At 63.9% G+C, this 24,530-nt stretch carries 19 protein-coding genes; 12 read left to right on the forward strand and 7 right to left on the reverse strand.

Going from position 1 to position 24,530, the window contains the following annotated elements:
- On the forward strand, positions 1-321 hold the full coding sequence (locus GJ654_RS14875) for a copper-binding protein (RefSeq protein WP_155446966.1): 321 nt from the start codon (positions 1-3) through the stop codon (positions 319-321).
- A gap of 3 nt (positions 322-324) precedes the next feature.
- Here the strand turns inward: GJ654_RS14875 and GJ654_RS14880 are convergent, their stop codons facing one another.
- From GJ654_RS14880 to GJ654_RS14900, 5 genes are read right to left on the reverse strand one after another with little or no spacing between them, the layout of a single operon-like run.
- Positions 325-1,434, reverse strand: coding sequence for an ABC transporter permease (locus GJ654_RS14880; protein WP_155446967.1), 1,110 nt, complete (start codon positions 1,432-1,434; stop codon positions 325-327).
- A gap of 4 nt (positions 1,435-1,438) precedes the next feature.
- Complete coding sequence (locus tag GJ654_RS14885) at positions 1,439-2,566, reverse strand: ABC transporter permease (protein ID WP_155446968.1); 1,128 nt, start codon at positions 2,564-2,566, stop codon at positions 1,439-1,441.
- Positions 2,563-4,293, reverse strand: coding sequence for an ATP-binding cassette domain-containing protein (locus tag GJ654_RS14890; protein WP_155446969.1), 1,731 nt, complete (start codon positions 4,291-4,293; stop codon positions 2,563-2,565). Before GJ654_RS14890 ends, GJ654_RS14885 begins: the two co-directional genes overlap by 4 nt.
- Positions 4,290-5,294 carry a secretion protein HlyD gene (hlyD, locus tag GJ654_RS14895; RefSeq protein WP_155446970.1) on the reverse strand — a complete coding sequence of 335 codons (1,005 nt, stop codon included), beginning with the start codon at positions 5,292-5,294 and terminating at the stop codon, positions 4,290-4,292. Before hlyD ends, GJ654_RS14890 begins: the two co-directional genes overlap by 4 nt.
- Positions 5,291-5,932 carry a TetR/AcrR family transcriptional regulator gene (locus GJ654_RS14900; protein ID WP_155446971.1) on the reverse strand — a complete coding sequence of 214 codons (642 nt, stop codon included), beginning with the start codon at positions 5,930-5,932 and terminating at the stop codon, positions 5,291-5,293. Before GJ654_RS14900 ends, hlyD begins: the two co-directional genes overlap by 4 nt.
- 326 nt (positions 5,933-6,258) lie before the next feature.
- On the opposite strand from GJ654_RS14900, the gene GJ654_RS20835 reads away from it, so the two are divergent.
- The 11 genes from GJ654_RS20835 (at position 6,259) to GJ654_RS21600 (ending at position 22,305) form a co-directional block, all read left to right on the forward strand.
- The gene (locus tag GJ654_RS20835) at positions 6,259-6,618 is read left to right on the forward strand and encodes a hypothetical protein (protein WP_196305574.1); all 360 of its coding nucleotides are present in this window, start codon (positions 6,259-6,261) and stop codon (positions 6,616-6,618) included.
- A gap of 269 nt (positions 6,619-6,887) precedes the next feature.
- Positions 6,888-8,054, forward strand: a complete 1,167-nt coding sequence (locus GJ654_RS14910; RefSeq protein WP_264586188.1) for a nucleotide sugar dehydrogenase — start codon at positions 6,888-6,890, stop codon at positions 8,052-8,054.
- A gap of 417 nt (positions 8,055-8,471) precedes the next feature.
- Positions 8,472-9,608, forward strand: coding sequence for a thiolase family protein (locus tag GJ654_RS14915; protein ID WP_155446972.1), 1,137 nt, complete (start codon positions 8,472-8,474; stop codon positions 9,606-9,608).
- The gene (locus GJ654_RS14920; RefSeq protein WP_155446973.1) at positions 9,608-11,926 is read left to right on the forward strand and encodes a 3-hydroxyacyl-CoA dehydrogenase/enoyl-CoA hydratase family protein; all 2,319 of its coding nucleotides are present in this window, start codon (positions 9,608-9,610) and stop codon (positions 11,924-11,926) included. The genes GJ654_RS14915 and GJ654_RS14920 overlap by 1 nt, the downstream gene beginning before the upstream one ends.
- A gap of 131 nt (positions 11,927-12,057) precedes the next feature.
- On the forward strand, positions 12,058-13,836 hold the full coding sequence (locus GJ654_RS14925; protein WP_155446974.1) for an acyl-CoA dehydrogenase C-terminal domain-containing protein: 1,779 nt from the start codon (positions 12,058-12,060) through the stop codon (positions 13,834-13,836).
- A 127-nt stretch (positions 13,837-13,963) separates the two neighbouring features.
- On the forward strand, positions 13,964-14,482 hold the full coding sequence (locus GJ654_RS14930) for a thioesterase family protein (RefSeq protein ID WP_155446975.1): 519 nt from the start codon (positions 13,964-13,966) through the stop codon (positions 14,480-14,482).
- 44 nt (positions 14,483-14,526) lie between these two features.
- On the forward strand, positions 14,527-14,889 hold the full coding sequence (locus GJ654_RS14935) for a DUF2147 domain-containing protein (RefSeq protein ID WP_155446976.1): 363 nt from the start codon (positions 14,527-14,529) through the stop codon (positions 14,887-14,889).
- Positions 14,890-15,004: 115 nt separating this feature from the next.
- Positions 15,005-17,350 (forward strand): ATP-dependent helicase, encoded by a 2,346-nt coding sequence (locus GJ654_RS14940; RefSeq protein ID WP_264586189.1) that lies wholly within the window; start codon positions 15,005-15,007, stop codon positions 17,348-17,350.
- Positions 17,351-17,353: 3 nt separating this feature from the next.
- Positions 17,354-20,431, forward strand: a complete 3,078-nt coding sequence (locus tag GJ654_RS14945) for a hypothetical protein (protein WP_155446977.1) — start codon at positions 17,354-17,356, stop codon at positions 20,429-20,431.
- A 207-nt stretch (positions 20,432-20,638) separates the two neighbouring features.
- Positions 20,639-21,178: an SRPBCC family protein gene (locus GJ654_RS14950; protein WP_155446978.1), complete on the forward strand. Its 540-nt coding sequence runs from the start codon at positions 20,639-20,641 to the stop codon at positions 21,176-21,178.
- Complete coding sequence (locus tag GJ654_RS21600) at positions 21,175-22,305, forward strand: YncE family protein (protein ID WP_155446979.1); 1,131 nt, start codon at positions 21,175-21,177, stop codon at positions 22,303-22,305. Before GJ654_RS14950 ends, GJ654_RS21600 begins: the two co-directional genes overlap by 4 nt.
- 33 nt (positions 22,306-22,338) lie before the next feature.
- Here GJ654_RS21600 and fumC read toward each other — a convergent pair whose 3' ends face one another.
- Together fumC and GJ654_RS14965 are read right to left on the reverse strand one after the other, a co-directional pair.
- Positions 22,339-23,730, reverse strand: coding sequence for a class II fumarate hydratase (gene fumC / locus GJ654_RS14960; protein ID WP_155446980.1), 1,392 nt, complete (start codon positions 23,728-23,730; stop codon positions 22,339-22,341).
- 309 nt (positions 23,731-24,039) lie between these two features.
- Positions 24,040-24,522, reverse strand: a complete 483-nt coding sequence (locus tag GJ654_RS14965; protein WP_155446981.1) for a Dps family protein — start codon at positions 24,520-24,522, stop codon at positions 24,040-24,042.
- Positions 24,523-24,530: the final 8 nt, after the last annotated feature.

The raw sequence follows: 24,530 nt of genomic DNA on the forward strand, positions 1-24,530 counted from the left end.
ATGAAAAAAATCGCACTTGCCGCCGCGCTGGTCGCCGCCGTTCCGCTCGCTGCCACGCCTGCGCTCGCCACCGAAAACATCGTCGTCGCGCAGGCGGAAAAACCGACGGGGCAGGGGACGATCAACAGCATCGACGCCGCCGGCAAAAAGCTCAACATGACCCACGGCCCCGTCGCGGCGCTCAAATGGCCCGGCATGACCATGGATTTCAACGTCGCGCCCGGCGTCGACTTTTCCGCGCTCAAGAGCGGCCAAAAAGTCGTGTTCACGCTGTCGCGCGGCGCCGGCGGCTATGTGATCGACAGCATCAAGCCGGAGTGATCGCTACTGCACCTTGCGCTGGAACATCCAGGCCGCCAGCCCCATGGTGACCATGCCGACGACCGCCATGGGCCAGATGCGCTGCGCGACGAGCCAGAACGGCATGTCGCGCAGGAACAGGCCGCGCACAATGACGAGCATGTGGGTGAGCGGATTGGTCAGCGCGAGGGGTTGGAGCCAGTCCGGCATGTTCTGCACCGGCGACGAAAACCCCGAGAGCATCATCGCCGGCATCATCACCAGCATGATGCCCATCATCGCCTGCTGCTGCGTCGAGACCAGCGACGAGATGAACAAGGCGATGCCGATCACCGCGACCAAAAACACGGTGAGCGACAGGAACAGCATCGCCGCCGAGCCCAGCAGCGGGATGCCGAACAGCAGGATGACGATGCCGCTGATGATGACGCATTGGCCGAGGCCCACAAGCAGGCCGGGCGCGGCCTTGCCGACGACGATTTCCAGCGGCTGCAATGGCGACACCAGCAATTGCTCGAACGTGCCAAGCTCGCGTTCGCGCGCGACGGACATGCCCACCATCATCAACACCATGGTCATCGGCAGCGTCGCGATCAGGACGGGAACCATGGCGTTGCGATAGTCGCGGTTGGGATTGTACCAGGCGCGCTCGACGATGCGGCTGTCGGCGTTCAATTTGTCGGGAGCGAAGGTTTCGGTCCCGAACTGGCTGATGATGGTGTTCAGATAGGAATTGACGATCTGCGCGCTGTTCGATTTTCGCCCGTCGAGCAGGACCGAAACGTCGGGCGTCTCGCGCGCCGCAATCTTGCGTGAAAAATCCTGGCCGATCTGGACGACGACCATCACCTCCTGGCGGTCGATGGCGGCGCGCGCGTCAGCCTGGCTGTCGTAGCGGCGGATTTCGGAAAAGGCGGAGGCGCGTTCGAACCGGCTGATGAGCTGTTCGGATTGCGCGCCCCAATCCTGGTTGACCACGCCGACGGGCACGTTGGTGACTTCCATGGTCGCGGCGAAGGCGAACAAAAAAACCTGGATCAGCGGCGGCATGATCAGCGCGAAGCGCGCCTTCTTGTCGCGGAACGCCGCAAGCAGCTCTTTCACGACCAGTGCGGAGAGGCGGGTCCACAGCATGGGTTCAATCCAGCCGCTGGCGCGTTTTTCGCGCGGTGAGGGTGAACAGGGCGATCGCCATGACGATGAGCACAAGGCTTTCGGGCAGGATCACCGCCCAGATGTCGCCGGCGAGAAAAATGGTTTGCAGACCCGGCACGTAATAATAGGCAGGGACGACGCGCGCAAAAACGCGCAACGGCGCCGGCATGCTCGCGACCTCGAACAGGAAGCCGGAGAAATACAGGCCCGGCAAAAAGGCGACCAGCATGGCGATCTGGCTGGCGATGAACTGCGTGCGCGCGACGGTCGAAATCAGCAGGCCGATGCTCAGCGCCACCATCAGGAAAATCGCGGTGAAACCGGTGAGCACGAGAAACGAGCCGCGCAACGGAATGTCGAACACGAACAGCGAGGCTGCGACGCACACCCCCATGGCGATCATGCCGAGCACGAAATTCGGCACGAGTTTTCCAATGATGAATTCGACGACGCCGACGGGGGTCGCCAACAGCGCCTCCATGGTGCCGCGCTCCCATTCGCGCGAGACGACCAGCGCGGTGAGCATGGAGCCGATCATCATCTGGATCAGCGAAATCGAGCCGGGCACGAGAAAGCGGCGGCTTTGCAGCTCCGGGTTGAACCAGAACCGCGCCTTGATCTCGATTTGTCCGGGCGGCGCCTCGGCGCCGAGGCCGCGTTTTTCCCGCCATGACGCCCAGGCGCCTTGCATGTAGCCGGTCACCAGCGCGGCGGTGTTGGGGTCGCTGCCGTCCGAAATGACCTGGATCGCGGCGGTGTCGCCGCGCGCCAGTTTTTCGGAAAAATCGCCGGCGAGGACGATCACGCCATTGAGCTTTCCGGCCGAGAGATCGTCGATGAAGGCGCGGCGGTCGGAGGATTCATGCACGTCGAAATAGGGGGTGTTCGACAGCGCGATCAAAAATTCGCGCGAGGCGGGCGTGGGGTCTTCGATGACCAGCCCGACCTTCAGCCGCGTCGCGTCGAAGGAAATGCCGAAGCCGAACAGGAAAAGCAGCAAGGCCGGCAGGACGAAGGCGACGACAAAACTGGAGGGGTCGCGCGACACCTGCCGCGTCTCCTTGACGATCAGGGCGCGGATGCGCCGCCAGCGGCCGCTCGGGGCGCTCATGCGGCGGCCTCCCGCTGACGGTCGCTCTCTTCCACCAGGGCGATGAACGCGTCCTCCAGCGTCGGATTCGGCATTTTTTCCGAGCGCACGCGCGCCTGCAATTCCTCTGGCGCGCCGGTGGCGATGGCCTTGCCTCGATAGATCAGCGCGACGCGGTCGCAATATTCCGCCTCGTCCATGAAATGGGTGGTCACCATCACCGTCACCCCGCGCCCGACCATGGCGTTGATGGTCGCCCAGAATTCGCGCCGGGTGAGCGGGTCGACGCCGGAGGTCGGTTCGTCGAGGAACAGCACGGGCGGTTCGTGCATGATCGCGGCGGCCAGCGCGAGGCGTTGTTTAAAGCCAAGCGGAAGGCCGCCGGCATTGGCGTTGAGATGCGGCGTGAGGTCGAAGGCGTCGACAACGCGGGCGACCGCGTCGCGGCGCCTGGCGCCGGAAAGCCCATAGGCGCCAGCAAAAAATTCCAGGTTTTGCCGCACGCTGAGATCGCCGTAGAGCGAAAATTTCTGCGCCATGTAGCCAAGCCGCGCGCGCGCGGCCGAGGGCGCCTTGGCGAGATCAAGCCCGTCCACCAGCGCCGCGCCTTCGCTGGGCCGCAGCAGCCCGCACATCATCTTGAAGGTCGTGGATTTGCCGGCGCCATTGGGGCCGAGCAGGCCAAAAATCTCGCCGCGATGGATGCGGAACGTGATGTGATCCGCAGCCGTAAAATCGCCGAAGCGGCGCGTCAAACCCCTGGCCTCCACGGAGGGCGCGTCGGTCTCGTCCACGGGCCGGCGCGCCTGCGCCGACAGCGTGCGTTTTGAGGCGCCGCCGAGCATGGCGACGAAGGCGTCCTCGAAACGCGGCGCTGTCGCGACGATTTCGACCGGAGCGGCGACGCCCAGAATTTCAGGCGTCGGCGGGGGCGCGCCTTGCGCCGTCACAAGGCGAATGGTTTGGCCCTGCATCACACCGTCGACAATGTCCGGATTTTGCAGCGCCCGCGCCAGGCCCTCGCGGCGCTCGGCGCCGGCGCCTCGTGCGTAAAACACGCGGCCGGCCATGGTCGCGGTCATCGCCTTGGGATCGCCCTGGTAGAGCACGCGGCCCGCGTTCATCACGATCACCTCGGCGCAATTTTCGGCTTCGTCGAGATAGGCCGTGCTCCAGACCACACCCACCCCTTCGCCGATCAGGGTATAAACCATGCGCCAGAGTTCGCGGCGCGAGATCGGATCGACGCCGACGCTGGGCTCATCGAGCAACAAAAGTTTTGGCGAGCGCAGCATGGCGCAGGCGAGTCCGAGTTTTTGCTTCATGCCCCCGGACAGCGCGCCCGCGAGCCGGTTGGTGAACCGGGCCAGATCGGTGAAGGCGAGCAGGCGCTCGAACGTGTCCTTGCGTTGCGGATCCACCACGCCGCGCAGGTCGGCGTAGAGGGTGAGGTTCTCCATGACGGTGAGGTCTTCGTAGAGACCGAATTTTTGCGGCATGTAGCCGATCACGTCGCGGATCGGCTCGGGAGTGTCGCGGGTGTCGAAGCCGCAGGTTTTGATGACGCCGTCGCTCGGCGTCAGCAGCGCCGCCATCAGGCGGATCAGCGTGGTTTTTCCCGCGCCGTCGGGGCCGACCAGCCCGGTCACCTGGTTCGATTTTATCTGCGTCGTCAGACCGTCGATCGCAGCGGGACCGCTGGCGTCAAAATTCTTGACCAGTCCGTCGATCGCGACCAGCGTGGTCATTGGGACGATCCCTGCGGCGCCGGTTCCGCGACCGCGATCGTCATCGGCATGCCTTGTCGCAGCACGCCCTCGGGATCGTCGGCGACGATGCGGAGGCGATAGACCAGCGCGGTGCGCAATTCGCGCGTCTCCACCGTTTTTGGCGTGAATTCGGCTGTCGTCGAGATAAAGCCGATCCGGCCCTTCAGCGGTTTTATGCTCGGCGTGTCCGTGCGCAGTTCGACCTCCTGGCCCGGCTTGATCCGGCCGAGGTCGGGCTCGGACACATAGGAGCGCACCCAGACCGGGGTCGTCAGGCTGACGACAAAAACGGTCTCGCCGGCGTTGACGATGGCGCCGAGTTCGCGCACGCGGCTGAGGATGACCCCGTTCGCCGGCGCGAACAGGTCGGCGTCGGCGAGCTGGCGCTCGGCGATGGCGATGGCCGCGTCGCGATCGGCGAGCTGGGCGCGGGCGAGATCGATGTCCTCCTGGCGGAATCCCGCCTTCATCAGCTTTTCCGCCGCGCGCGCGGAATCCAGCTGCGCCTGCGCCTGCTTCACCGCCTGCGTCGCGTCGTCATAGGCCTTTTGCGTCCCGGCGGCGTTTTTCAAGAGTTTTTGCGCGCGCTCGACCGTTAGCTGCATGTTGGCGAGCGACGCCTCGCGATCCGCGACATTGGCCTCGGCCTGCGAAATTTCCTCGGGCCGGTTGCCGGCCACCATTTTCGCCAGATTGGCGGCGAATTGCTCACGCTGCGCCCGCAATTGGCCGAGCGCATCGGTAAAATAGACCTTGTCCAGCGAGGCCAACTTTTTGCCCGCTTCGACCTTATCCCCCTCGTCGACGTCGAGCTGGGCGATGCGCCCGGCGACCTTGAAGCCGAGATTGACCTGGCGGACCTCGACATTGCCTTGCAGAACCAGCGGGCCCTCGCCCTTGTGGCGCCCGCTCCACCAAAACCCGCCGCCAGCGACGGCGAGGACGGCGATGACGACAAGGATTTTCGCGCGCGTGTTCATGACGTCGGCTTTCGCGCTTGAGGGGCGGACAGAATCTCGCGATGTGTCGCCAGCAGGCCGGGCACATCGAGTTTTTCGATGGGGTCGAAGGTGGAGGTCCACAGCAGGCTGACCAGCATCGGCGCGAAGGCCAGCAGCGGCTGCCGCACCAGCGCGTCGGAGGCGAGTTCGCCGCGCTGATGGGCGCGCCGCGCGAGGCGGCGCAGCAGGTCGAGACCCGGCGTGATCACCTCGCGATGGTAGAAGGCGGCGAGTTCGGGGAAGCGCCGCCCCTCGGCGAGAATAAGCCGGGGAATTTCGCGCTTCGGCGTCGCGAGAATGTCGCGCTGGAATTTTTCGAACAAGGCGGCGAGCATGACGTCGAACGGCGCGTCGGTCTTTTCCGCGAGCGCGGCCATTTCGGCGAAGACAGGCCCGATGGCGCCGCGCACCACCTGTTCGAACAGATCCTGCTTGTCGCGGAAGAACAGGTAGATCGTGCCCTTGGCGACGCCGGCGGCGGCGACGATGTCGTCAAGCCGGGCGGCGGCGAAACCCTGGCTGACGAAGGCGTCGAGCGCCGCATCGAGGATCGCCTGCCGACGCGCCTCGGAAGCCGCTTCGCGCTTGTTGCGCCTATGGGGAGGAGCGCCGACCATTTTGGTATTTGACTGACTTCCCAGTCATTTGTCAAGCTCTTTTCGGGGCAAGGCTGAAGCGGGCGGCGCCTTGCAAGCGAGATCATGACGAAATTGCGTCCGCCCGCTTGCGAGCGGCGCAGTCTTGTGCAACATTATGTCGCAGGAAGAGCGATCAATAGTTAAGCTTGGCAAGTTCCAAGCCAGATCGCCTCAAATCCGGTTTCCCAAAGCTCAGTATAGTGCGGCAAATCGCCGCTGTTTGTTCCGCATGGCAGGCGTGAGTAAATACCGTATCTCGCGCGCCGCGATCTCCACTACATAAAACTCAACAAATGGAGATTCCCATGCGACGCATCCTGTTGACGACTGTGCTCGCCCTCGTGGCGGCCCCCGCCTTCGCCGGTCCGAAGTTCAAGACCGCCATCGTCGGATCGGAGCCGGCGCTGCTCTGCCAGACCCGCACGCAGATCCTGACCTACCAGCTCAACCGGCTGAACGACCCGATCAAGGCCGAAACCGCCCGCGTGCATTGCGCGCAGCTGGCGCCGGGCGCCAAGGTGGCGCTGATCTACCTGTATGGCGACGAGATCGCCGGCGCCCACATGGTTCAGGTGCGTCCGCTGCACAAGCCCGACGCCAAGATTGGCTACGCGCTGACCAGCGCCTTCTCGATCGCCCAGGACGTGGCGCGCGCCGCCGACTAAGCGATCCCTTGCCTTCCCTTATGCCGCAGGCCGCCCCAGCCTGCGGCATTTTCTTTTGCGCCGCCGGAAAGAAAAGGCCTGGGTCACGCGGACCCAGGCCTCACCACACATCGGCAAATACGCGCCGACCGGAAGAGAATATCCGCTTCCGCCTTATCGAAGGGTAAAGGCTCTCGCCCTCCCGTATCGGCCGCGAAGCCAGAAGCTTCACGCAAACGTCATCTTGTTGATAGACTGCTCGCGCGCCAGGCGCATGCGAGGGAATTGACGTGAAGATAGCCATTGCAGGAATGGGGTATGTCGGCCTGGCCAATGCGGTCCTGCTCGCCCAGTCGCATGACGTCGTGGTGCGCGACGTCGTCGCCGAAAAGGTGGAGCTGCTGAACCGGGGCGAGGCGCCCTTCGTCGATGCGGAATTGCAGGACTGGCTCAGGCGCAGAAAGCTCAACCTGCGGGCGACGCTGGACGCTGTGGACGCTTACGCGGGCGCGGACTATGTCATCATCGCCACCCCCACCGACTACGATCCCAAAACCAATTTCTTCGACACCTCCTCGGTCGAGGCTACGATCGGCGAGGTGCTGAACATCAACCCCAACGCCATCATGGTGGTGAAATCGACCGTGCCCGTCGGTTTTACGCGCGCCATGCGCGAGTTTTTCGCAACCGAAAACCTGATCTTCTCGCCGGAATTTTTGCGCGAAGGGCGGGCGCTCCACGACAATCTGCATCCCTCGCGCATCGTCGTCGGCGAGGTTTCGGAACGCGCGAAAACATTCGCGGATATGTTGAAAGCCGGGTCGCTGGAGCCGGAGGCGCCGGTCATCCTGGCCCATTCCGACGAGGCCGAAGCCATAAAACTGTTCGCCAACACGTTTCTGGCGATGCGGGTGTCCTATTTCAACGAACTCGACTCCTACGCGATGACGCGCGGTCTCGACTCGCGCCAGATCATCGACGGCGTCTGCCTCGATCCGCGCATCGGCGCGCATTACAACAATCCCTCCTTCGGCTACGGCGGCTATTGCCTGCCCAAGGACACCAAGCAATTGCTGGCCAATTACTCCGACGTGCCGCAGACGCTGATCCGCGCCATCGTCGATTCCAACACGATGCGGAAGGATTTCATCGCCGAGGACATCGTCCGCCGCAATCCTGGGGTCGTCGGGGTTTACAGGCTGATCATGAAGGCGGGCTCCGACAATTTCCGCTCGTCGAGCATCCAGGGCATCATGAAGCGGATCAAGGGCAAGGGCATCGAAGTCATCATTTACGAGCCCATGCTCAAACAGGACGAGTTTTTCCGCTCGCGCGTGGTTCGCGACCTCGACGCCTTCAAGCAGGAGGCCGACCTCATCCTCTGCAACCGCCGCAGCCCGGCGCTCGCCGACGTCGCCGCCAAGGTTTACACGCGCGATCTCTTTGAATCCGATTGAGCTCGCTCAATCCGATTGAGCTCGCTCAATCCGATTGAGCTCGCTCAATCCGATTGAACCCGTTCAATCCGATTGAACCCGGAATCCGATTGAGCCCGGCTTGACGTCGCGCGAAAAGTTCATACATGAACCATATTGACCTCTGGGGGCGCTTCGACTACCTTCAGCGTCAAGGAAAAAGTTTTCGCCGGCGCGCGACATAAGCGCGCGGCGCGGGAGGAATGCCGGTTTTGTACGCCATCCGCGAAAATGGGCGCCGCGCGCGCCTCCAGAGCATTTTCGAGCGAATTGGATGCCAGTTCGCGTAGAGAAAATGCGTCAAAACAAGAAGCTAGAGCCCGTTCGGTGAACGGGAGTTCGCCGAACGGGCTCTAAGCTGCCAGCAAGCTTGAACGCTTCACATCGGGAGATTTTTGAATGACTCGCACCGTCATTGCGGGCTATGCGCGCTCGCCTTTCACCCTGGCGAAAAAGGGCGACCTCGTTTCGGTCCGCCCGGACGACCTCGCCGCGCAGGTGATCGCCGGCCTCATGGCGAAAACCGGCGTCAATTCCGCCGACATCGAGGACGTGCTCATGGGCTGCGCCTTCCCCGAGGGCGAGCAGGGTTTTAACGTCGCCCGCCTCGTCAGCCTGCTCGCCGGGCTGCCGAAATCGGCCGGCGGCGCCACCGTCAACCGTTTCTGCGGCTCCTCCATGTCGTCCGTTCATATCGCCGCCGGCGCGATCGCGCTGGGCGCTGGCGACGTTTTTATCTGCGGCGGCGTCGAGAGCATGACCCGCGTGCCGATGATGGGGTTCAATCCCCTTCCGAGCCCCGAGCTTTATGCGAAAATGCCCGGCGCCTATATGGGCATGGGCGAGACCGCGGAAAATGTCGCCAACAAGTGGCAGATTTCGCGGAAAGAACAGGAAGAGTTTGCCCTGCGCTCGCAACAGCGCACCGCCGCCGCCCAGGCCGCTGGCAAATTCAAGGATGAGATCATCCCGATCAAGACGAAAAAGGGCGAAGTGTCCGTCGACGGCTGTCCGCGCCCGGACGCCACCGCCGAAGGTCTGGCCGAGCTGAAGCCGGCGTTCGACGCGCAAGGCTCGGTGACGGCGGGCACCTCCTCGCCGCTCACCGACGGCGCCTCCGCCTGCCTCGTCTGCTCCGAGGATTACGCAAAGGCCAAGGGGTTGGAAATTCTGGCCGTGGTGAAGAGCGTGGCGGTTTGCGGCTGCGATCCCGAAATCATGGGCATCGGCCCGGTCGGCGCCACCCGCAAGGCGCTCGCGCGCGCCGGGATCGAGGCCAAGCAACTCGACGTGGTGGAGTTGAACGAGGCCTTTGCCTCGCAAAGCATCGCCTGCATGCGCGAACTCGGTCTTTCGCCGGAGCAAGTGAATCTCGACGGCGGCGCCATTGCGCTCGGCCATCCGCTCGGCGCCACCGGCGCGCGCATCGTCGGCAAGGCCGCGAGCCTGTTGAAGCGCGAGAACGGCAAATATGCGCTGGCGACCCAGTGCATCGGCGGCGGCCAGGGCATCGCCACCATTCTGGAGGCGGTGTGATGACCATCAACAAAGTCGCCGTCATAGGGGCCGGCGTGATGGGCGCCGGGATCGCCGCCCAAGTGGCCAATGCGGGAACGCCGGTTGTGCTGCTCGACATCGTTCCGGCGGGCGCGACAAACCGCAATGCGGTGGCCGAGGGCGCCGTCGCCAAATTGCTGAAAACCGAGCCGGCGCCGTTCATGAGCAAGGCCGCGGCCAAGCTGATCACCACCGGAAATATCGAAGACCATCTCGAACTTTTGCGCGACTGCGACTGGATCGTCGAAGTCGTGGTGGAAAAACTTGAGGTGAAGCAGGCGCTCTACAAAAAGATCGACGCCCACAAAAAACCGGACGCGATTGTTTCGTCGAACACCTCGACCATTCCGCTGGCCACGCTGATCGCGGGCATGCCGCAAGAATTCGCGGAAAAATTCGTCATCACCCACTTCTTCAATCCGCCGCGCTACATGCGCCTGCTGGAACTGGTGACGAGCGACAAGAACAGCGCCGATACGGTGAAAAAAATCACCGATTTCTGCGACTACAAGCTCGGCAAGGGCGTGGTGGTCTGCAAGGACCGGCCGGGCTTCATCGCCAACCGACTCGGCGTCTATTGGCTGCAATCGGCCGTGGTGCTGGCCTTCGAGCACGGACTGCAAGTCGAGGAAGCCGACGCGATCATCGGCAAGCCGCTTGGCATACCGAAAACCGGCGTGTTTGGCCTGCTCGACCTGATCGGCCTCGACCTGATGCCGCACATCAACGCCAGCATGGCTTCGGCGCTGCCCTCGACCGACCCGTTCCACGGCATGAACAAGCCGCTGCCGCTGGTCGAGCGCATGATTAGGGACGGCTATACCGGGCGAAAGGGCAAGGGCGGTTTTTACCGGCTCAATCGCGAGAAGGGCAAGCTGAAGGAGGCGCTCGACCTCCAGACCGGCGACTATCGCGCGCAGAAAAGAATGCGGGTCGACGCCGTGACCGACGCCGGCAGGGATCTGAAGAAACTGTTCACGCACGACAGCGAGCATGGCCGCTACGCCTGGGATGTCGCGCGCAAAACCCTGACCTATGCGGCGGCGCTGGTCGGCGACGCGGCCGACGACATTGTCTCCATCGACGAGGCCATGCGCCTTGGCTATGCGTGGAAATGGGGCCCGTTCGAGCTGCTCGACAAGATCGGCGTCGACTGGTTCGTCTCAAAACTGGAGGAGGCGGGTTGCCTCGTGCCGCCGATCCTGCAAGCGGCGCGCGGAAAGACTTTTTACCGCATCGAGAACGGCAAGCGCCAGGCGCTCACGCTGTCAGGCGATTACGTCACGCTGGAGCGCCGCGAGGGCGTCTTGTTGCTCGCCGACATCAAACTCACGCAAAAGCCGGTGCTGAAAAACGGCTCGGCTTCGGTGTGGGACATTGGCGACGGCGTGCTGTGTTTCGAGTTCACCAGCATCATGAACTCGCTCGACGCCGATATCGTCATGCTGCTGAACCAGACCGTGCAGCTGGTGCAATCCAAGTACAAGGCGCTGGTGATCTACAACGAGGGCAGCAATTTCACCGTCGGCGCGAATTTGGGCCTCGCTCTTTTCGCCGCAAACATCGCGGCCTGGACCGAAATCGAGCAATTGGTGGGGCTCGGCCAGTTCGCCTACAAGGGCCTGAAATACGCGCCCTTCCCGGTGGTCGGCGCGCCCTCGGGCATGGCGCTGGGCGGCGGCTGTGAAATCCTGCTGCACTGTTCCGCGATCCAGGCCCATGCCGAGAGCTATATCGGCCTTGTCGAAGTCGGCGTCGGGCTGATCCCCGCCTGGGGCGGCTGCAAGGAATTTTTGGCGCGCTGGCAGGCCAACACAAAAATGCCCAAGGGGCCCATGCCCTCCGTCGCGCAGGTGTTCGAATACATCAGCACGGCGCGCGTGGCGAAGTCTGCCGCCGAAGCCCGCGAAATGATGATCCTGCGCGATGGCGACGGCATCACCATGAACCGCGACCGCCTGCTGTTCGACGCCAAGGCCAAGGCGCTCAAAATGGCGGAAAACTACAAGCCGCCGGCGCCGCCAACCTATCGCCTGCCCGGTCTCTCGGGAAAACTGGCGCTGAAAATGGCGGTCGACAGTTTCGCCAAAATGGGCAAGGCGACCAAACACGACGTGGTCGTCTCCGACGTGCTCGCCGACATCCTCACCGGCGGCGACGTCGAATATTTCGACGAACTGAGCGAGGACAAGCTCCTCGAACTCGAACGGAAAAACTTCATGCGCCTGGTGCGCAATCCCGACAGCATGGCGCGGGTCGAGCACATGCTCGAAACCGGCAAGCCGCTCCGCAATTGAATGTTTGCCGCTGCTTCCGACAGGTCGGAAGCAGCGGCGCCCGGCGGCATCAGCCGCCGCCGCGCCAGTCGGCGCGGGCGCCCGCGGCCCTTGTCAGGGCTGCAGGCGCGACCGCAGGGAGGAGAAACTGAATGCCAGCCTACAAGGCTCCGCTGCGCGACATGCGCTACGCCCTTTATGACGTGATCGGCTACGACGATCTGACGAAACTTCCGGGCTACGAGGATTTCGACCGCGACACGGTGGACGCCGTGCTCGACGAGGCGGCGAAGATTTGCGAGGAGGTGCTGCAACCGCTCAATCACTCTGGCGACGCCGAAGGCTGCCACTACGAAAACGGCGTCGTGCGCACGCCCAAAGGTTTTAAGGAAGCCTACACCCTGTTTCGCGATGGCGGCTGGACCTCGCTCGCCTGCGCCCCCCAATATGGCGGCCAGGGCATGCCGGTGTCGGTGAACGCGCTGGTCGAGGAGATGATCTGCGCCGCCAACATGTCGTTCGGCATGTATCCGGGCCTGACGCACGGCGCCTACAAGGCGCTGCACGCCTTCGGCTCCAAGGAGCTGCAAGACAGCTATTTGCCAAAACTCGTGGACGGCACATGGTCGGGCACCATGTGCATGACCGAACCGCATTGCGGCACCGATTTGGGACAGATGCGCACCAAGGCCGTGCCGCAGGAGGATGGCTCCTACCGCGTCACCGGCACCAAAATCTTCATTTCGGCCGGCGAGCATGACCTCACCGAAAACATCATCCATCTGGTGCTGGCGAAGATTCCGGGCGGCCCCAAGGGGACCAAGGGCGTCAGCCTGTTCCTCGTGCCCAAATTCCTGCCGGACGCCAATGGAAATCCCGGCGAGCGCAATGGCGTGCGCTGCGGCTCCATCGAGCACAAGATGGGCATCAAGGCCTCTTCCACCTGCGTGATGAATTTCGACGACGCCAAGGGTTTTCTCGTCGGCGAGGAACACAAGGGCATGAAGGCCATGTTCACCATGATGAACACGGCCCGGCTCGGCGTCGGCGTGCAAGGCCTCGGCCTCGCCGAAGCCGCCTATCAGGGAGCGGTGACCTACGCCAAGGACCGGCTGCAAGGGCGCGCGCTGTCCGGCGCCAAATTCCCCGAAAAAGCCGCCGATCCGATCATCGTCCATCCCGACGTGCGCCGCATGCTGCTGACGCAGCGCGCCTATATCGAGGGCTGCCGCGCGCTGGCGATGTGGACGGCGAAGTGCATCGACATCTACCGCATGCATCCCGATCCGGCGGAGCGGGAAAAGGCGGACGATTACGTCGCCCTGGTCACCCCGGTGATCAAGGCCTTCTTCACCGACATCGGTTTCGAGGCGGCCAATATCGGCGTGCAGGTGTTCGGCGGCCACGGCTACATCCGCGACAACGGCATGGAGCAGCTGGTGCGCGACGCCCGCATCGCCCAGATCTACGAAGGCGCCAATGGCATTCAGGGGCTCGATCTTGTCGGGCGCAAGATGGCCATGCACGCCGGGCGCTACATGCGCACCGTGTTCCACCCCATTTCCGAATATGTCGAGGCCAACAAGGCCAATGCCGCTCTGGCGGATTTCGTCGGGCCGCTGGGAAAAGCCTTCGGGCGGTTGCAGCAGGCGACCATGCATGTCGCGCGCGCCGGCATGGCGCGGCCCGACGAGGCCGGCGCGGCGGCGACCGATTATCTGCGGCTGTTCGGCCTGACGGTGCTGGCCTTCATGTGGGCGCGCATGGCGGAGGTCAGCCTGCCGCAGGCCGACAGCGATCCGTTCCACAAGGCGAAAGTTTTGACGGCGCGGTTTTACATGGAGCGCCTGCTGCCGCAAACCGGCGCGCTGCTCGCCACCATCACCGCCGGCGGCAAGACCATCATGGCGTTCGAGGAAGCGGCGTTCTGACGGACCTTCGCCGGAAAGCCGTCATTGCGAGGAGCGTAGCGACGAAGCAATCCACGCTGCGGTTCTCGAACAGGTGGATTGCTTCGCTCCGCTCGCAATGACGGAACTGGCCGAGGAATGAAGTCGAATGGCGCCCTGGTTGCGATTATTAAAAATGGCCTTTGGCGCCCCGTTCCGCCCCAAACTGGGCTGGCGCGACGAATCCGTCCTGACCTTTCGCGTCTGGCCCAACGACCTCGACGTCAACCTGCATATGAACAACGCCCGCTATCTCGCGGTGATGGACATCGGCCGGTTCGACCTCGCGCTGCGCGGCGGTTTTGCGGGGTTGGTGTGGCGCGAAAAACTGAAACCCGTGGTGGCCAGCGCCATGGTGCGGTTTCGCCGCTCGCTCGCGCCGTTCCAGCTTTTCGTCCTGCGCAGCCGGATCATCGGCTGGGACGCGAAATGGCTGTTCATCGAACATCGCATAGAGAGCGACGGCGAACTTTGTTGTCAGGCGGTGGTCAAGGCGCTGCTGCTTGGACGCGAGGGCGGACTGCCGACAGCCGACCTGCTGCGCGCCATATCGGCGGAGGCGCCGGAGTCCGAAGTCCCGGACTGGCTCGCGCATTGGATCGCCGCGGAGGCGGGCGCGCGCGGCTGAATTTTTGAAGCGTCCCGAAAACGACGCCAAATGGGGAGGAAGAAATGAAACGAATTGCTCTGGTCGCCATCGCCCTGTCCGCAGCCGCGCCGGCTCTGGCCGGCGACATCATCGGCGAATGGAAGCGCACGGATGGCCGCTCGCGCATCCGCATGGCCAATTGCGGCGGCGCCGTCTGCGGAACCATCACCTGGCTGCGCGATCCCAATTCGCCCGCGCGTGTGGGACAGCAGGTTTTCTCCGGGCTGACGCGGACGGCGGAGGGCTGGACCGGCTCCGCCTTCAATCCCGAGGACGGCAAGACCTATGACGGCAAGGTGATCCTGTCGGGCGCGTCGATGACGACCTCGGGCTGCGCGTTCGGCGGCATGATCTGCAAGTCGGCGCAGTGGACACGGGCGAACTGACGCCGAGCGGCGTGGGCTTCGGCGCCGCCGCTCTCCACAACCGGCCGCGCGAAGTCGATTCGACAAGCGGGGCGCAAGCCCCCACATTGGCGGCGACGATTCGCAAAAGGCCGCCGTGTCCGATCCATTCGACGATTTTCCCGGTTACGAACCGGTCGCGCCGCGCGCCGGCGGCATTGCCGCGCGCGCGCTCGCGGCGTTGAACCCCGCGCCGGATTTCATCTCAGCCCTCAATCCCGAACAGCGCGAGGCCGTTGAAAAGACCGAAGGTCCGGTGCTCGTGCTGGCGGGCGCGGGTACGGGAAAAACCCGCGTGCTCACCGCGCGCATCGCCCATATCCTCGCGCAAGGCCTGGCCCGCCCGCATCAAATCCTCGCTGTCACCTTCACCAACAAGGCGGCGCGCGAGATGAAGGAGCGCATCGCCGCCCTGATCGGCCCCAGCGCCGAGGGCATGGGCTGGCTCGGCACGTTCCACGCGATTTCCACAAAAATCCTGCGCCGCCATGCCGAACTCGCCGGTCTCAAAAGCAATTTCACCATTCTGGACACCGACGACCAGATGCGCCTGCTCAAGCAGGTTTTGCGCGCGGAAGACATTGATGAGAAACGCTGGACGGCGCGCACGCTGGCCTATCTCATCGACAACTGGAAAAACCGGGGTCTCTCGCCGAAAAACGTGCCCGCCGGCGAGGCTCAGGCTTTTGCCAACGGCAAGGGCGGCGCAATCTACGCGCTGTATCAGGAGAGACTGAAGATCCTGAACGCCGCCGACTTCGGCGATCTTCTGCTGGAGGCTCTCAAGGTTTTACGAGAGAATCCCGACGTTTTGGCGGAGTATCAGCAGCGCTTCAAATATATTCTCGTCGATGAGTACCAGGACACCAACGCGGTCCAGTACCTCTGGTTGAGATTGTTGGCGCAACGCACGGATAACGTGCGGAAACCGAATTTATGTTGCGTGGGAGATGACGACCAGTCGATCTATGGCTGGCGCGGCGCCGATGTCGACAATATCCTGCGGTTTGAAAAGGATTTTCCCGGCGCGAAGGTGATCCGTCTGGAGCGCAACTACCGCTCGACCGGCCATATTCTCGCCGCCGCCGCCCATCTCATCGCCCATAACACCGACCGGCTCGGCAAAACCCTTTTTACCGATGGCGAGGATGGCGAGAAGCCGCAGGTTTCGGGCGTGTGGGATTCCGAGGAGGAGGCCCGCGTCATTGGCGAAGACATTGAACAATTGCAGCGCCAAAACCATTCGCTCGACGAAGTCGCCATCCTCGTGCGCGCCTCCTTCCAGATGCGCGAATTCGAGGAACGTTTCATCACTTTGGGCTTGCCTTACAAGGTGATCGGCGGCCCGCGCTTTTACGAGCGCATGGAAATTCGCGACGCGCTGGCCTATCTGCGCTGCACGGCGCAACCGGCCGACGACCTCGCCTTCGAGCGCATCGTCAACACGCCCAAGCGCGGGTTGGGCGAGGCCAGCCTGCAAATTGTTCATGATCACGCCCGTCGCCAGCAGATTCCGCTGATGCAGGCGGCGCGCATGCTGGTCGAAACCGAGGAGCTGAAGCCGAAACAACGCTCCACCTTGCGGGCGCTTCTCAATGATTTCGAGCGCTGGGGGGCGGGGATCGGCCAAACGCCGCATCACGAACTCGCGGAAAAAATTCTGGAGGAATCCGGCTACACCGATTTCTGGAAGCAGGACAAGAGCGCGGAAGCCGAGGGTCGCCTGGAAAACCTCAAGGAACTCGTCAGGTCCATGGAGGAGTTTCCCGACCTCGGCGCCTTCCTCGAACATGTCTCGCTGGTGATGGACGCCGACAATGCCGACGGCGGCGAACGCGTCTCCATCATGACCCTGCACGGCGCCAAGGGGCTGGAATTCGAAACGGTGTTCTTGCCGGGCTGGGAGGAGGGGCTGTTTCCCCACCAGCGCAGCCTCGACGACAACGGCCGCGCCGGGCTGGAGGAGGAGCGCCGCCTCGCTTATGTCGGCGTCACCCGCGCAAGGCGGCGCGCCAAAATTTATTTCGCGACCAATCGCCGCATCCACGGCCTGTGGCAGACCACCACGCCCTCGCGCTTTTTGGACGATCTGCCCGCCGCCCATGTGCAGGTCACGGAAAATCGCGGCAGCGGCTCGGGCTATGGCGCCTATGCGCAATCGCGCTTCGCCAACATGGATTCGTTCGGCTCGCGCTACGACACGCCGGGCTGGAAGCGCGCGCAGAAAAACGGACCCGGCGGGCGCGGCCCGCTCACCATCGAGGGCGAGGTTTTGAGCAAGTCCACGCCGGGCGCCGCCTTCGCGCCGGGCGACCGCGTGTTTCATCAAAAATTCGGCCCGGGTTCCGTTGTCGCCGTCGACGCCTCGAAATTGACCATCGATTTTGATAAAGCTGGACGCAAACTCGTGCTCGACTCCTTCGTCGAGAAAGCAAGCAAGTGATTTATGCGCGATTTTCTCACCTATCTCGGCATTGGCCTGATCCTCGTGCTGACGGCGCTGCTCGGGGCGCCCTATGTCGTCGATTTCGACGCGCATCGCGGGCGTTTCGCCGAGGAAATCTCGAAAGCGACGGGGTCGCAGGCGCAGCTTGACGGCCCTATCGAGTTCCGCGTCCTGCCCACGCCCTATTTTTCCGCGCAAAACCTGTCGCTGAAGGGGCCGCTGGGGGCGCTCAAGGCGGAAAAGGCCACTTTCGAACTGTCGCTGCCCGCGTTGATCCAGGGCGGCATGACTTTTACGCGCGCGGAGCTGTCGCAATTCGCGCTGGAGGTCGATGGCGACCTTTTGCGCAAGCCGAACTCTTCCGTGCGCTTCGACGATCTGTCCCTGCGCGACGGAACGCTGCGCGTGCTTCATGCGGGCAAACCGTTCCTTTCGCTGGATCATGTCGATCTCTCCGGCCGCCTCGCCGCGGAAGGCCCGTTTGACGCGCGCGGCGCATTTCGGGTCAAGGATCGCAGCATCCGCTACACCCTCAGCAGCGACGCTTTTTCCGGGTCGCGCCTGCCGCTCAAACTGGCGCTGAACAGCGACGGCCTCGGCGCGCTCTCGCTCGACGGCGCGCTCGACCTCGGCGGCAACCTCGCTTTTTCCGGCAAAATTTTGGGCGAGGGCGCGGCGGCGGACGGCCCCTGGCGGGTTGAGGGCGATGTTTTCGCCAAGCCTGATGCCGTCAAGCTGGACAAGGCGGCGCTGCATCTGGGCGAGGGCGCCCAGGCCATGCATTTTTCCGGCGGCGCCGACTACGGAGTCGATAATGGCGCGCTGGCGGTCGATCTTTCCGGCGCGCATCTCGAAGGCGCCTGGGCGGATGTCGGGGCGGGTTTGTTGGCGCGCGCCATGGAGCGTCCCGCGCCGACGGTTTTGCGCGCGCAACTCGACGCGCTGAACTGGCGGGGGTCTTGGAGCCGGGTGAAACTGGCGCGCGACCCCGGCTCTCCGCTCAAAGTGGCCGCCGAGGGCGCCGGCGGCGCGCGATTTGATGTCGCCGTCACCCGCGAGGGGTCAAAAAGCTGGCGCGGCAAGGGCGATTTTTCGACCGTCGACTACCCCGTCTTCGCCGCCGATGTCGGCGCGCCGGCGCTGCCGTTCCGCCAGATCGCCGCCGGCGGCCTGTTCAATTTTTCCGGCGGCGCGCTGGCGCTCTCGAACGCCACCGTCACGCTCGACCGCACCAAATTCACCGGCGACGCGAGTTGGACCCCGGCGACGAAAGAGTCGCGTGCAAAACTGACGGCGAAACTCGCGGCGAGCGCGCTCGACCTTGCGAGCGTTCCCGACTACGGCGCCGCGCTCGGCGAGTCCGATCTCGATCTGACCCTGGACGCGCAGACGCTCGGCAAGGCGGACGGAAGACTCAGCCTGCGCCTGCTGCGCGAAAAAGGGTTTTCGAGGCTGGAGCGGCTTGAGGGCAAAAACCTCGCCGGCGCCGACGTGTCCGCCTCGGGCGAGTGGAAGGACAAGTTTTCCGGCCTCAAGGGTTTTGTGCGGCTGAAGGCCGGCGAACTCCAGGATTTTGCAGTCCTGCTGGCGCGTCTGGCGCCCAACGAAACCACGCGCCTCGTGGCCTCCCGCGCCAAAATCCTGTCGCCCGCCACCTTCAACGCCAAAGCGGAGGAGAAGGGATATGCCTTCGACGGGCAGGCGGCGGGAACGAAATTTTCGGCGAGCCTGGACGACAAGGGGCTGGCGCTGGACGTGTCCGCCCCTGAAGCTTTTGATCTGCTGGCGCAACTGGGCGCGCCGCCGCTGTTGTCGCCGCAAAAGCTCGGCCCCGGACAGATTTTTGTGCAGACGCAAATCCAGGGGGCGCGCGGCGCGGTCACGGGCAGGGCGGCGCTTGGAAAAATCAACGGCCAGTTTGACGGCGCTTTGCGCGACGGCGCAGTGGAAGGGCGATTGTCGCTGGCCGGCGATCCGTCGAGCCTGATCGGCGGTCCCTCCGGCGCCGGCAAGATCGACGGCGATGTCGAGTCGCGCGACGGCCGCATCCTGTTGCGCAAAATCGTCGGCGAGCGCGGCGACGCGCATTTCAGCGGCGAATTGCGCCTGTCCTCGGACGGGGTGAGCGGCGAACTGGATGTCGACAAATTCTCCGCGCCGGCATTTTTAGCCCTGATCCTCGGGCCGCCGGCGCCGGCGAAACCCGGCGCGTTCTGGCCGAGCCTGTCGTTCGCCCCCGTCGTGATCGATCCGCCGCGCACCAAGCTGGCGATTCATGCGGCCGACGTCGCGCCCTTCGGCGTTCCCGCCACCTTCCAGCTCAGCCTCGCCGCCAACGCGCTCAGCGTCGCCAATCTCGAAGCGACGGTGAACGGCGGCAAGCTGCGCGGCGGTTTTGATCTGCGCCGCCAGGCCGGTCAGGCGATTTTTTCGGGAGAGGTTTCGGGCGAGGGGCTGGCGCTGAAAAACCCGGCCCTGTCGGCGACGGCGGGCGGACGGATAAAAGTGGCCGGATCGGGCGCGAGCATGGCGGCGCTGATCGGCGCGCTTTCGGGAACGGGGTCGGCGAAACTGACGGATGTGATCGTCGCCGGCGCCGCGCCGGACGCGCCGGCGCAAGTGCTCGACGCCCAGGCGGCGTCCGAAAAACCGTTCAACGCCAAGGACACCGTTCGCGATCTCGACAAGGCGCTCGCCGGGGGCGAGTTGCGCGTCGGCGACGGCGAGGCGGCGCTGCGGCTCGCCAAGGGCGAGCTGAAGGCGGCGCGCGAGGGCCTCGCCTTCAGCTACGATCTCAACGATCTGACCTTTGCCCTGGACTCGTCGCTGCCGGACAGGCAGGGCGAATTGACTTGGGCCGGCGCGTGGGCGTCGCCGGTTCGAAAAGTCGAGGCGGCGCCTTTTGTGGCGGTGGCGGCGGCCAAGGCGCTGGAGCGCGAACAGGCGCGCATCGCCCGCCAGCGCGAGGCGGACCGGCAGCGCAAGGTCGAAGTGGAGCGGCGCAAGCAGGAGGAGGCGGCCCGCAAGCAGGCCGAAAAACTTCAGCCGCCGCAAGCGCCGGCCGCGCCCGCGCAGTGATACGATTTCCGAACGATCCGTTCGGAAATCGTATTCCGCTCGCGCGGAAATCCGCCCTTCGCTTGGAGGATTTCCGTGCGATTTCGTTTTCGCGGATCGCGAAGCGATCTTGCGGAAACCGTATGAAATCTTAGAAATCCCATAGCCGGCTTTCGGCGGGACGCGGCCTCTGCCACAATCCTCCCATAACGAAATGGGGAGGACTGCATGCGTGCTCTGGCTCTGGCTGCGGCAATGGTGGCGATGTCGGCGTTTTCGGCGACGGCCCACGGACCGACGCGCCAGAAAATCGTCGAGACCGTGGACATCGACAAGCCCGTCGAAAAAGTCTGGGCGGTGATGGGCGATTACGACGCCTTGTCCAAGTGGCATCCGGTGGTCGCCTCCAGCGTCGCCGACAAGGGCAATGAAGTCGGCTCCGTGCGGCATCTGGTGCTGAAGGCGCCGGGCGATCCAAGCTTTGACGAAGTCTTGGACAAATACGACGTGGCGGGCCACAGCTACAAATACGAGATCCCCAAGGTCGACCCAAAAATCCTGCCGGTGAACAACTACGCCTCGACCATCACCGTGCTCGACAACGGCAAGGGCGGTTCGACCGTGGAATGGAAGGGGGCTTTCTATCGCGGCTACATGCTCAACGATCCCCCCGAAGAGCTGAATGACGAGAGTTCGGTGAAGGCGGTGCGCGGGGTTTATCGCGCGGGGCTCGACAATCTGAAGAAGATGGTTGAATCCGCGCCGTGACGGCCGCGTTCGTGGACCGCCCTCGCGCTTCGAGACGGCCCCTGACGGATGCAGCTGACTTTACATTAGCCCTCACCCTGAGGAGCCCGCGCGAGCGGGCGTCTCGAAGCATAGCCCGCCGTCAGACGGGCGTTCTTCGAAACGCCCTGTGGGCGGTCCACGTCTGTCTCCTCCTCCTCACCCTGGCCGCGCCAACGCGCGCCGCCCCGCTGGCCTATGTCACGGCGCAGGGGGCGGATTCCCTCTCGATCGTCGATCTGGCGCAAGGGCGCGTGGTGGAGACGCTGAAGATCGGCAAGAAACCCGCCGGCGTCGCCGTGGCGCCGGGGGGTGAACGCATCTATGCGACCAACCCCGAGGGCCACAGCTTTTCCGTCATCGAACGCGAAAAGGGCGCGCATCGCGTGATCGCGGAAATCCCCGCCGGCGTTGGACCGCTCGGGATCGCCCTCGATCCCACGGGCAAAACCATCTTTGTCGCCGACTGGTATGCCGACGAGGTCCACATCTTCGACGCCGACAGCCTGCAAAAAGCCGGCGCGGCCAAAGTCGGCCAGTCGCCGGCCGGCATGGCCAGCGATCCGCAAGGCAAGTTTTTGTACGTCGCCAATCGCGAGAGCGATTCCGTTTCCGTGGTCGACATTTCCGCGCGCAAGACGGTCGCGACGATTCCCGTCGGCAAGGCGCCGTTCGGCGTCACCTACGACCCCAGCGGCCCCCGCCTGTTCGTCGCCAATGTGCAATCCGGCGACGTCTCGGTGATCGACCCGGAGTCGCGCCGCGAGACGCGGCGGCTGAAAGTGCGCAGCTTTCCCTACGCCATCGCGCTGGCGCCGGATCGAAAAATCTTCGTCACCAACCAGCACGACGACAGCGTGTCCGTCTTCGACGGCGAGACGCTCGAAGAGCTGAGGACATTGGACGTGTGCGGCTATCCCGAAGGGGTTTTGGCGGTGGACGGCGCGGTCTATGTCGCCTGCTGGATGGACGACGTCCTCGCCCGCATCGACGCCACCACCCTCGCCGTCACGCAAAAAATTCCCGTTGCGGCGAGCCCGCGCGCCTTCGGCCAGTTCGTCGCGCCCGCCCTCACGCCGCAACCGCGCCTTCACGGGCGAGCGGAGTGAAAAGACGGGTTTTCGCCAAGACCGTCTCCGGACTCATGCGGGGCCGATCATTTTGCGCGCATCGACCCATTTGTCGAAATCTTCCGCGCTGACGAGGCCAAGCGCGAGCGCGGCCTCGCGCAGGCTGAGATCGTGCGCGGCGGCGTGATGGGCGATTTGCGCCGCCTTGTCGTAGCCGAGCACGGGAACGAGCGCCGTGACCAGCATCAGCGAGCGCTCGACGTTTTTCGCGATTTTTTGCGGGTTCGGCTGCATGCCCTCGACAAGGTTTTTGCGAAAGCTGACGCAGCCGTCCGCCAGCAGGATCATGGATTGCAGCAGATTATGGATGATCAGCGGCTTTTGCGCGTTCATCTGCAAATGTCCGCCGGCGCCCCCCAGACCCACGGCGACATCGTTGGCGCTGACCTGCATCGCGATCATGGTCAAAACCTCTGTCTGCGTCGGGTTCACCTTTCCCGGCATGATCGAGGAGCCCGGCTCGTTTTCCGGCAGGGACAATTCGCCGAGACCGGCGCGGGGGCCGCAGGCTTCGAGGCGTATGTCGTCGGCGATCTTTTTCAGCGAGCCCGCGAGCGTGCGCAGCACGCCGGAAAGATGGACGAGCGCGTCATGGCTACCCTGCGCCGCGAATGTGTTGGGGGCGGTGACAAACGGGTGTTGCGTGAGCGCCGCCAGCTCCATGGTCGCGGTCTCGCCGAAATTTTTGGGGGCGTTGACGCCCGTGCCGACTGCCGTGCCGCCGAGGGCCAAGCGAAAAACCCCCTTCAGCGCGTCGTTGATGCGGTCGAGATTGTCGTCAAGCAGAGCCGAAAAGCCGGAAAACTCCTGGCCGAGCGTGAGCGGCGTCGCGTCCTGCAAATGGGTGCGGCCGATCCTGACGATTTCCGACCACGTGTGCGCCTTGGCGGCGAGGCTGTCGCGCAGGTCCGTGACGGCAGGGATCAGCCGGCGTGTCGCCGTCAGCGCCGCCGCAATGTGCATGGCGCTGGGAAACGTGTCGTTGGAGGATTGCGACCTGTTGGCGTGGTCGTTGGGATGGACCGGGGTTTTGCTCCCCAGCGCCGTCCCCGAAAAACGGCAGCACAGGTTTGAAATCACCTCATTGACGTTCATGTTGAACTGCGTGCCGCTGCCGCTGATCCAGACCGGAAGCGGAAAATTTTCGAAAAGATCCCCGGAGAGGATGACGTCGCAGGCTTTTTCGATCAGGCGGGCTGTTTCCGCGTCGAGCTGGCCGAGCGCGGCATTGGCGTGGGCGCAGGCTTTTTTGAGCAGCGCATAGGCTTCCACCATTTCCGGCGGCATTTTCTCGCGGCCGATGACAAAATTTTGCAGGGCCCGCTGGGTTTGCGCGCCCCACAGTTTTTTTGCGGGAACGCGGACCTCGCCCAGCGCGTCCTGTTCGATGCGGAAATTGTCCATACGGCCTCCGCCTGAAACGTCTCCTGCGTAAGACCATTAACGCGGCTTTCCGTTCCGGGCGGGCGAGGCCGCCCGCCCTTCGAGACGTTGAGGGCTATTCTTTCAGAAAACAGCTTGGATTAGCCCTCATCCTGAGGAAGCCGCCGGAAGGCGGCTGTCTCGAAGGAGAGGGCGGTCCACGAATTATACGGTTTCCGCAAGATCGCTTCGCGATCCGCGAAAACGAAATCGCGCGAAAATCCTCCAAGCGAAGGGCGGATTTCCGCGCGAACGGAATACGATTTCCGAACTGATCGTTCGGAAATCGTATTATTCCTCCAGCAGGCTGCGCAGCATCCACGCGGTCTTTTCATGCACGTCGAGGCGCTGCGTCAGCAGGTCGGCGGTGGGTTGGTCGTTGGCGTCGTTGACCAGCGGGAACAGGTCGCGGGCCGTCCGGGCCGTCGCCTCCTGCGCGTCCACCAGATGCTGAATCATGTCGGTGGCCGCCGGCACGCCTTCGACCTCCTGGATCGACGCGAGTTTCGAAAACTCCTTGTAGGTGCCGGGCGCCGGGAAACCCAGCGAACGGATGCGCTCGGCGATCAGGTCCAGCGCGGTCCATTGCTCGGTATATTGCTGCATGAACATCACGTGCAGCGTGTTGAACATCGGACCCTTCACGTTCCAGTGGAAATTGTGGGTCATCAGGTAGAGCGTGTAGGAATCGGCCAGCAGATGCGACAGGCCTGCCGCAATTTTCTTGCGCACGTCTTCGGGAATGCCGATGTTGATGGTGGGCTTCTTGGTCATCATGATCT

It is taken from the genome of Rhodoblastus acidophilus, from assembly GCF_009720655.1.
GTDB classification, from domain to species: domain Bacteria; phylum Pseudomonadota; class Alphaproteobacteria; order Rhizobiales; family Beijerinckiaceae; genus Rhodoblastus; species Rhodoblastus acidophilus_A.

What these genes read in the sequence shown, in the direction of transcription:
- GJ654_RS14875 (WP_155446966.1), top strand. Translation starts at nt 1, where the DNA reads ATGAAAAAAATCGCACTTGCCGCCGCGCTGGTCGCCGCCGTTCCGCTC.
- fumC (WP_155446980.1), bottom strand. Translation starts at nt 23,730, where the DNA reads ATGGACAATTTCCGCATCGAACAGGACGCGCTGGGCGAGGTCCGCGTT.
- GJ654_RS14880 (WP_155446967.1), bottom strand. Translation starts at nt 1,434, where the DNA reads ATGCTGTGGACCCGCCTCTCCGCACTGGTCGTGAAAGAGCTGCTTGCG.
- GJ654_RS20835 (WP_196305574.1), top strand. Translation starts at nt 6,259, where the DNA reads ATGCGACGCATCCTGTTGACGACTGTGCTCGCCCTCGTGGCGGCCCCC.
- hlyD (WP_155446970.1), bottom strand. Translation starts at nt 5,294, where the DNA reads ATGAACACGCGCGCGAAAATCCTTGTCGTCATCGCCGTCCTCGCCGTC.
- GJ654_RS14935 (WP_155446976.1), top strand. Translation starts at nt 14,527, where the DNA reads ATGAAACGAATTGCTCTGGTCGCCATCGCCCTGTCCGCAGCCGCGCCG.
- GJ654_RS14965 (WP_155446981.1), bottom strand. Translation starts at nt 24,522, where the DNA reads ATGACCAAGAAGCCCACCATCAACATCGGCATTCCCGAAGACGTGCGC.
- GJ654_RS14950 (WP_155446978.1), top strand. Translation starts at nt 20,639, where the DNA reads ATGCGTGCTCTGGCTCTGGCTGCGGCAATGGTGGCGATGTCGGCGTTT.
- GJ654_RS14945 (WP_155446977.1), top strand. Translation starts at nt 17,354, where the DNA reads ATGCGCGATTTTCTCACCTATCTCGGCATTGGCCTGATCCTCGTGCTG.
- GJ654_RS14925 (WP_155446974.1), top strand. Translation starts at nt 12,058, where the DNA reads ATGCCAGCCTACAAGGCTCCGCTGCGCGACATGCGCTACGCCCTTTAT.
- GJ654_RS14885 (WP_155446968.1), bottom strand. Translation starts at nt 2,566, where the DNA reads ATGAGCGCCCCGAGCGGCCGCTGGCGGCGCATCCGCGCCCTGATCGTC.
- GJ654_RS14930 (WP_155446975.1), top strand. Translation starts at nt 13,964, where the DNA reads ATGGCGCCCTGGTTGCGATTATTAAAAATGGCCTTTGGCGCCCCGTTC.
- GJ654_RS14890 (WP_155446969.1), bottom strand. Translation starts at nt 4,293, where the DNA reads ATGACCACGCTGGTCGCGATCGACGGACTGGTCAAGAATTTTGACGCC.
- GJ654_RS14900 (WP_155446971.1), bottom strand. Translation starts at nt 5,932, where the DNA reads ATGGTCGGCGCTCCTCCCCATAGGCGCAACAAGCGCGAAGCGGCTTCC.
- GJ654_RS14915 (WP_155446972.1), top strand. Translation starts at nt 8,472, where the DNA reads ATGACTCGCACCGTCATTGCGGGCTATGCGCGCTCGCCTTTCACCCTG.
- GJ654_RS14920 (WP_155446973.1), top strand. Translation starts at nt 9,608, where the DNA reads ATGACCATCAACAAAGTCGCCGTCATAGGGGCCGGCGTGATGGGCGCC.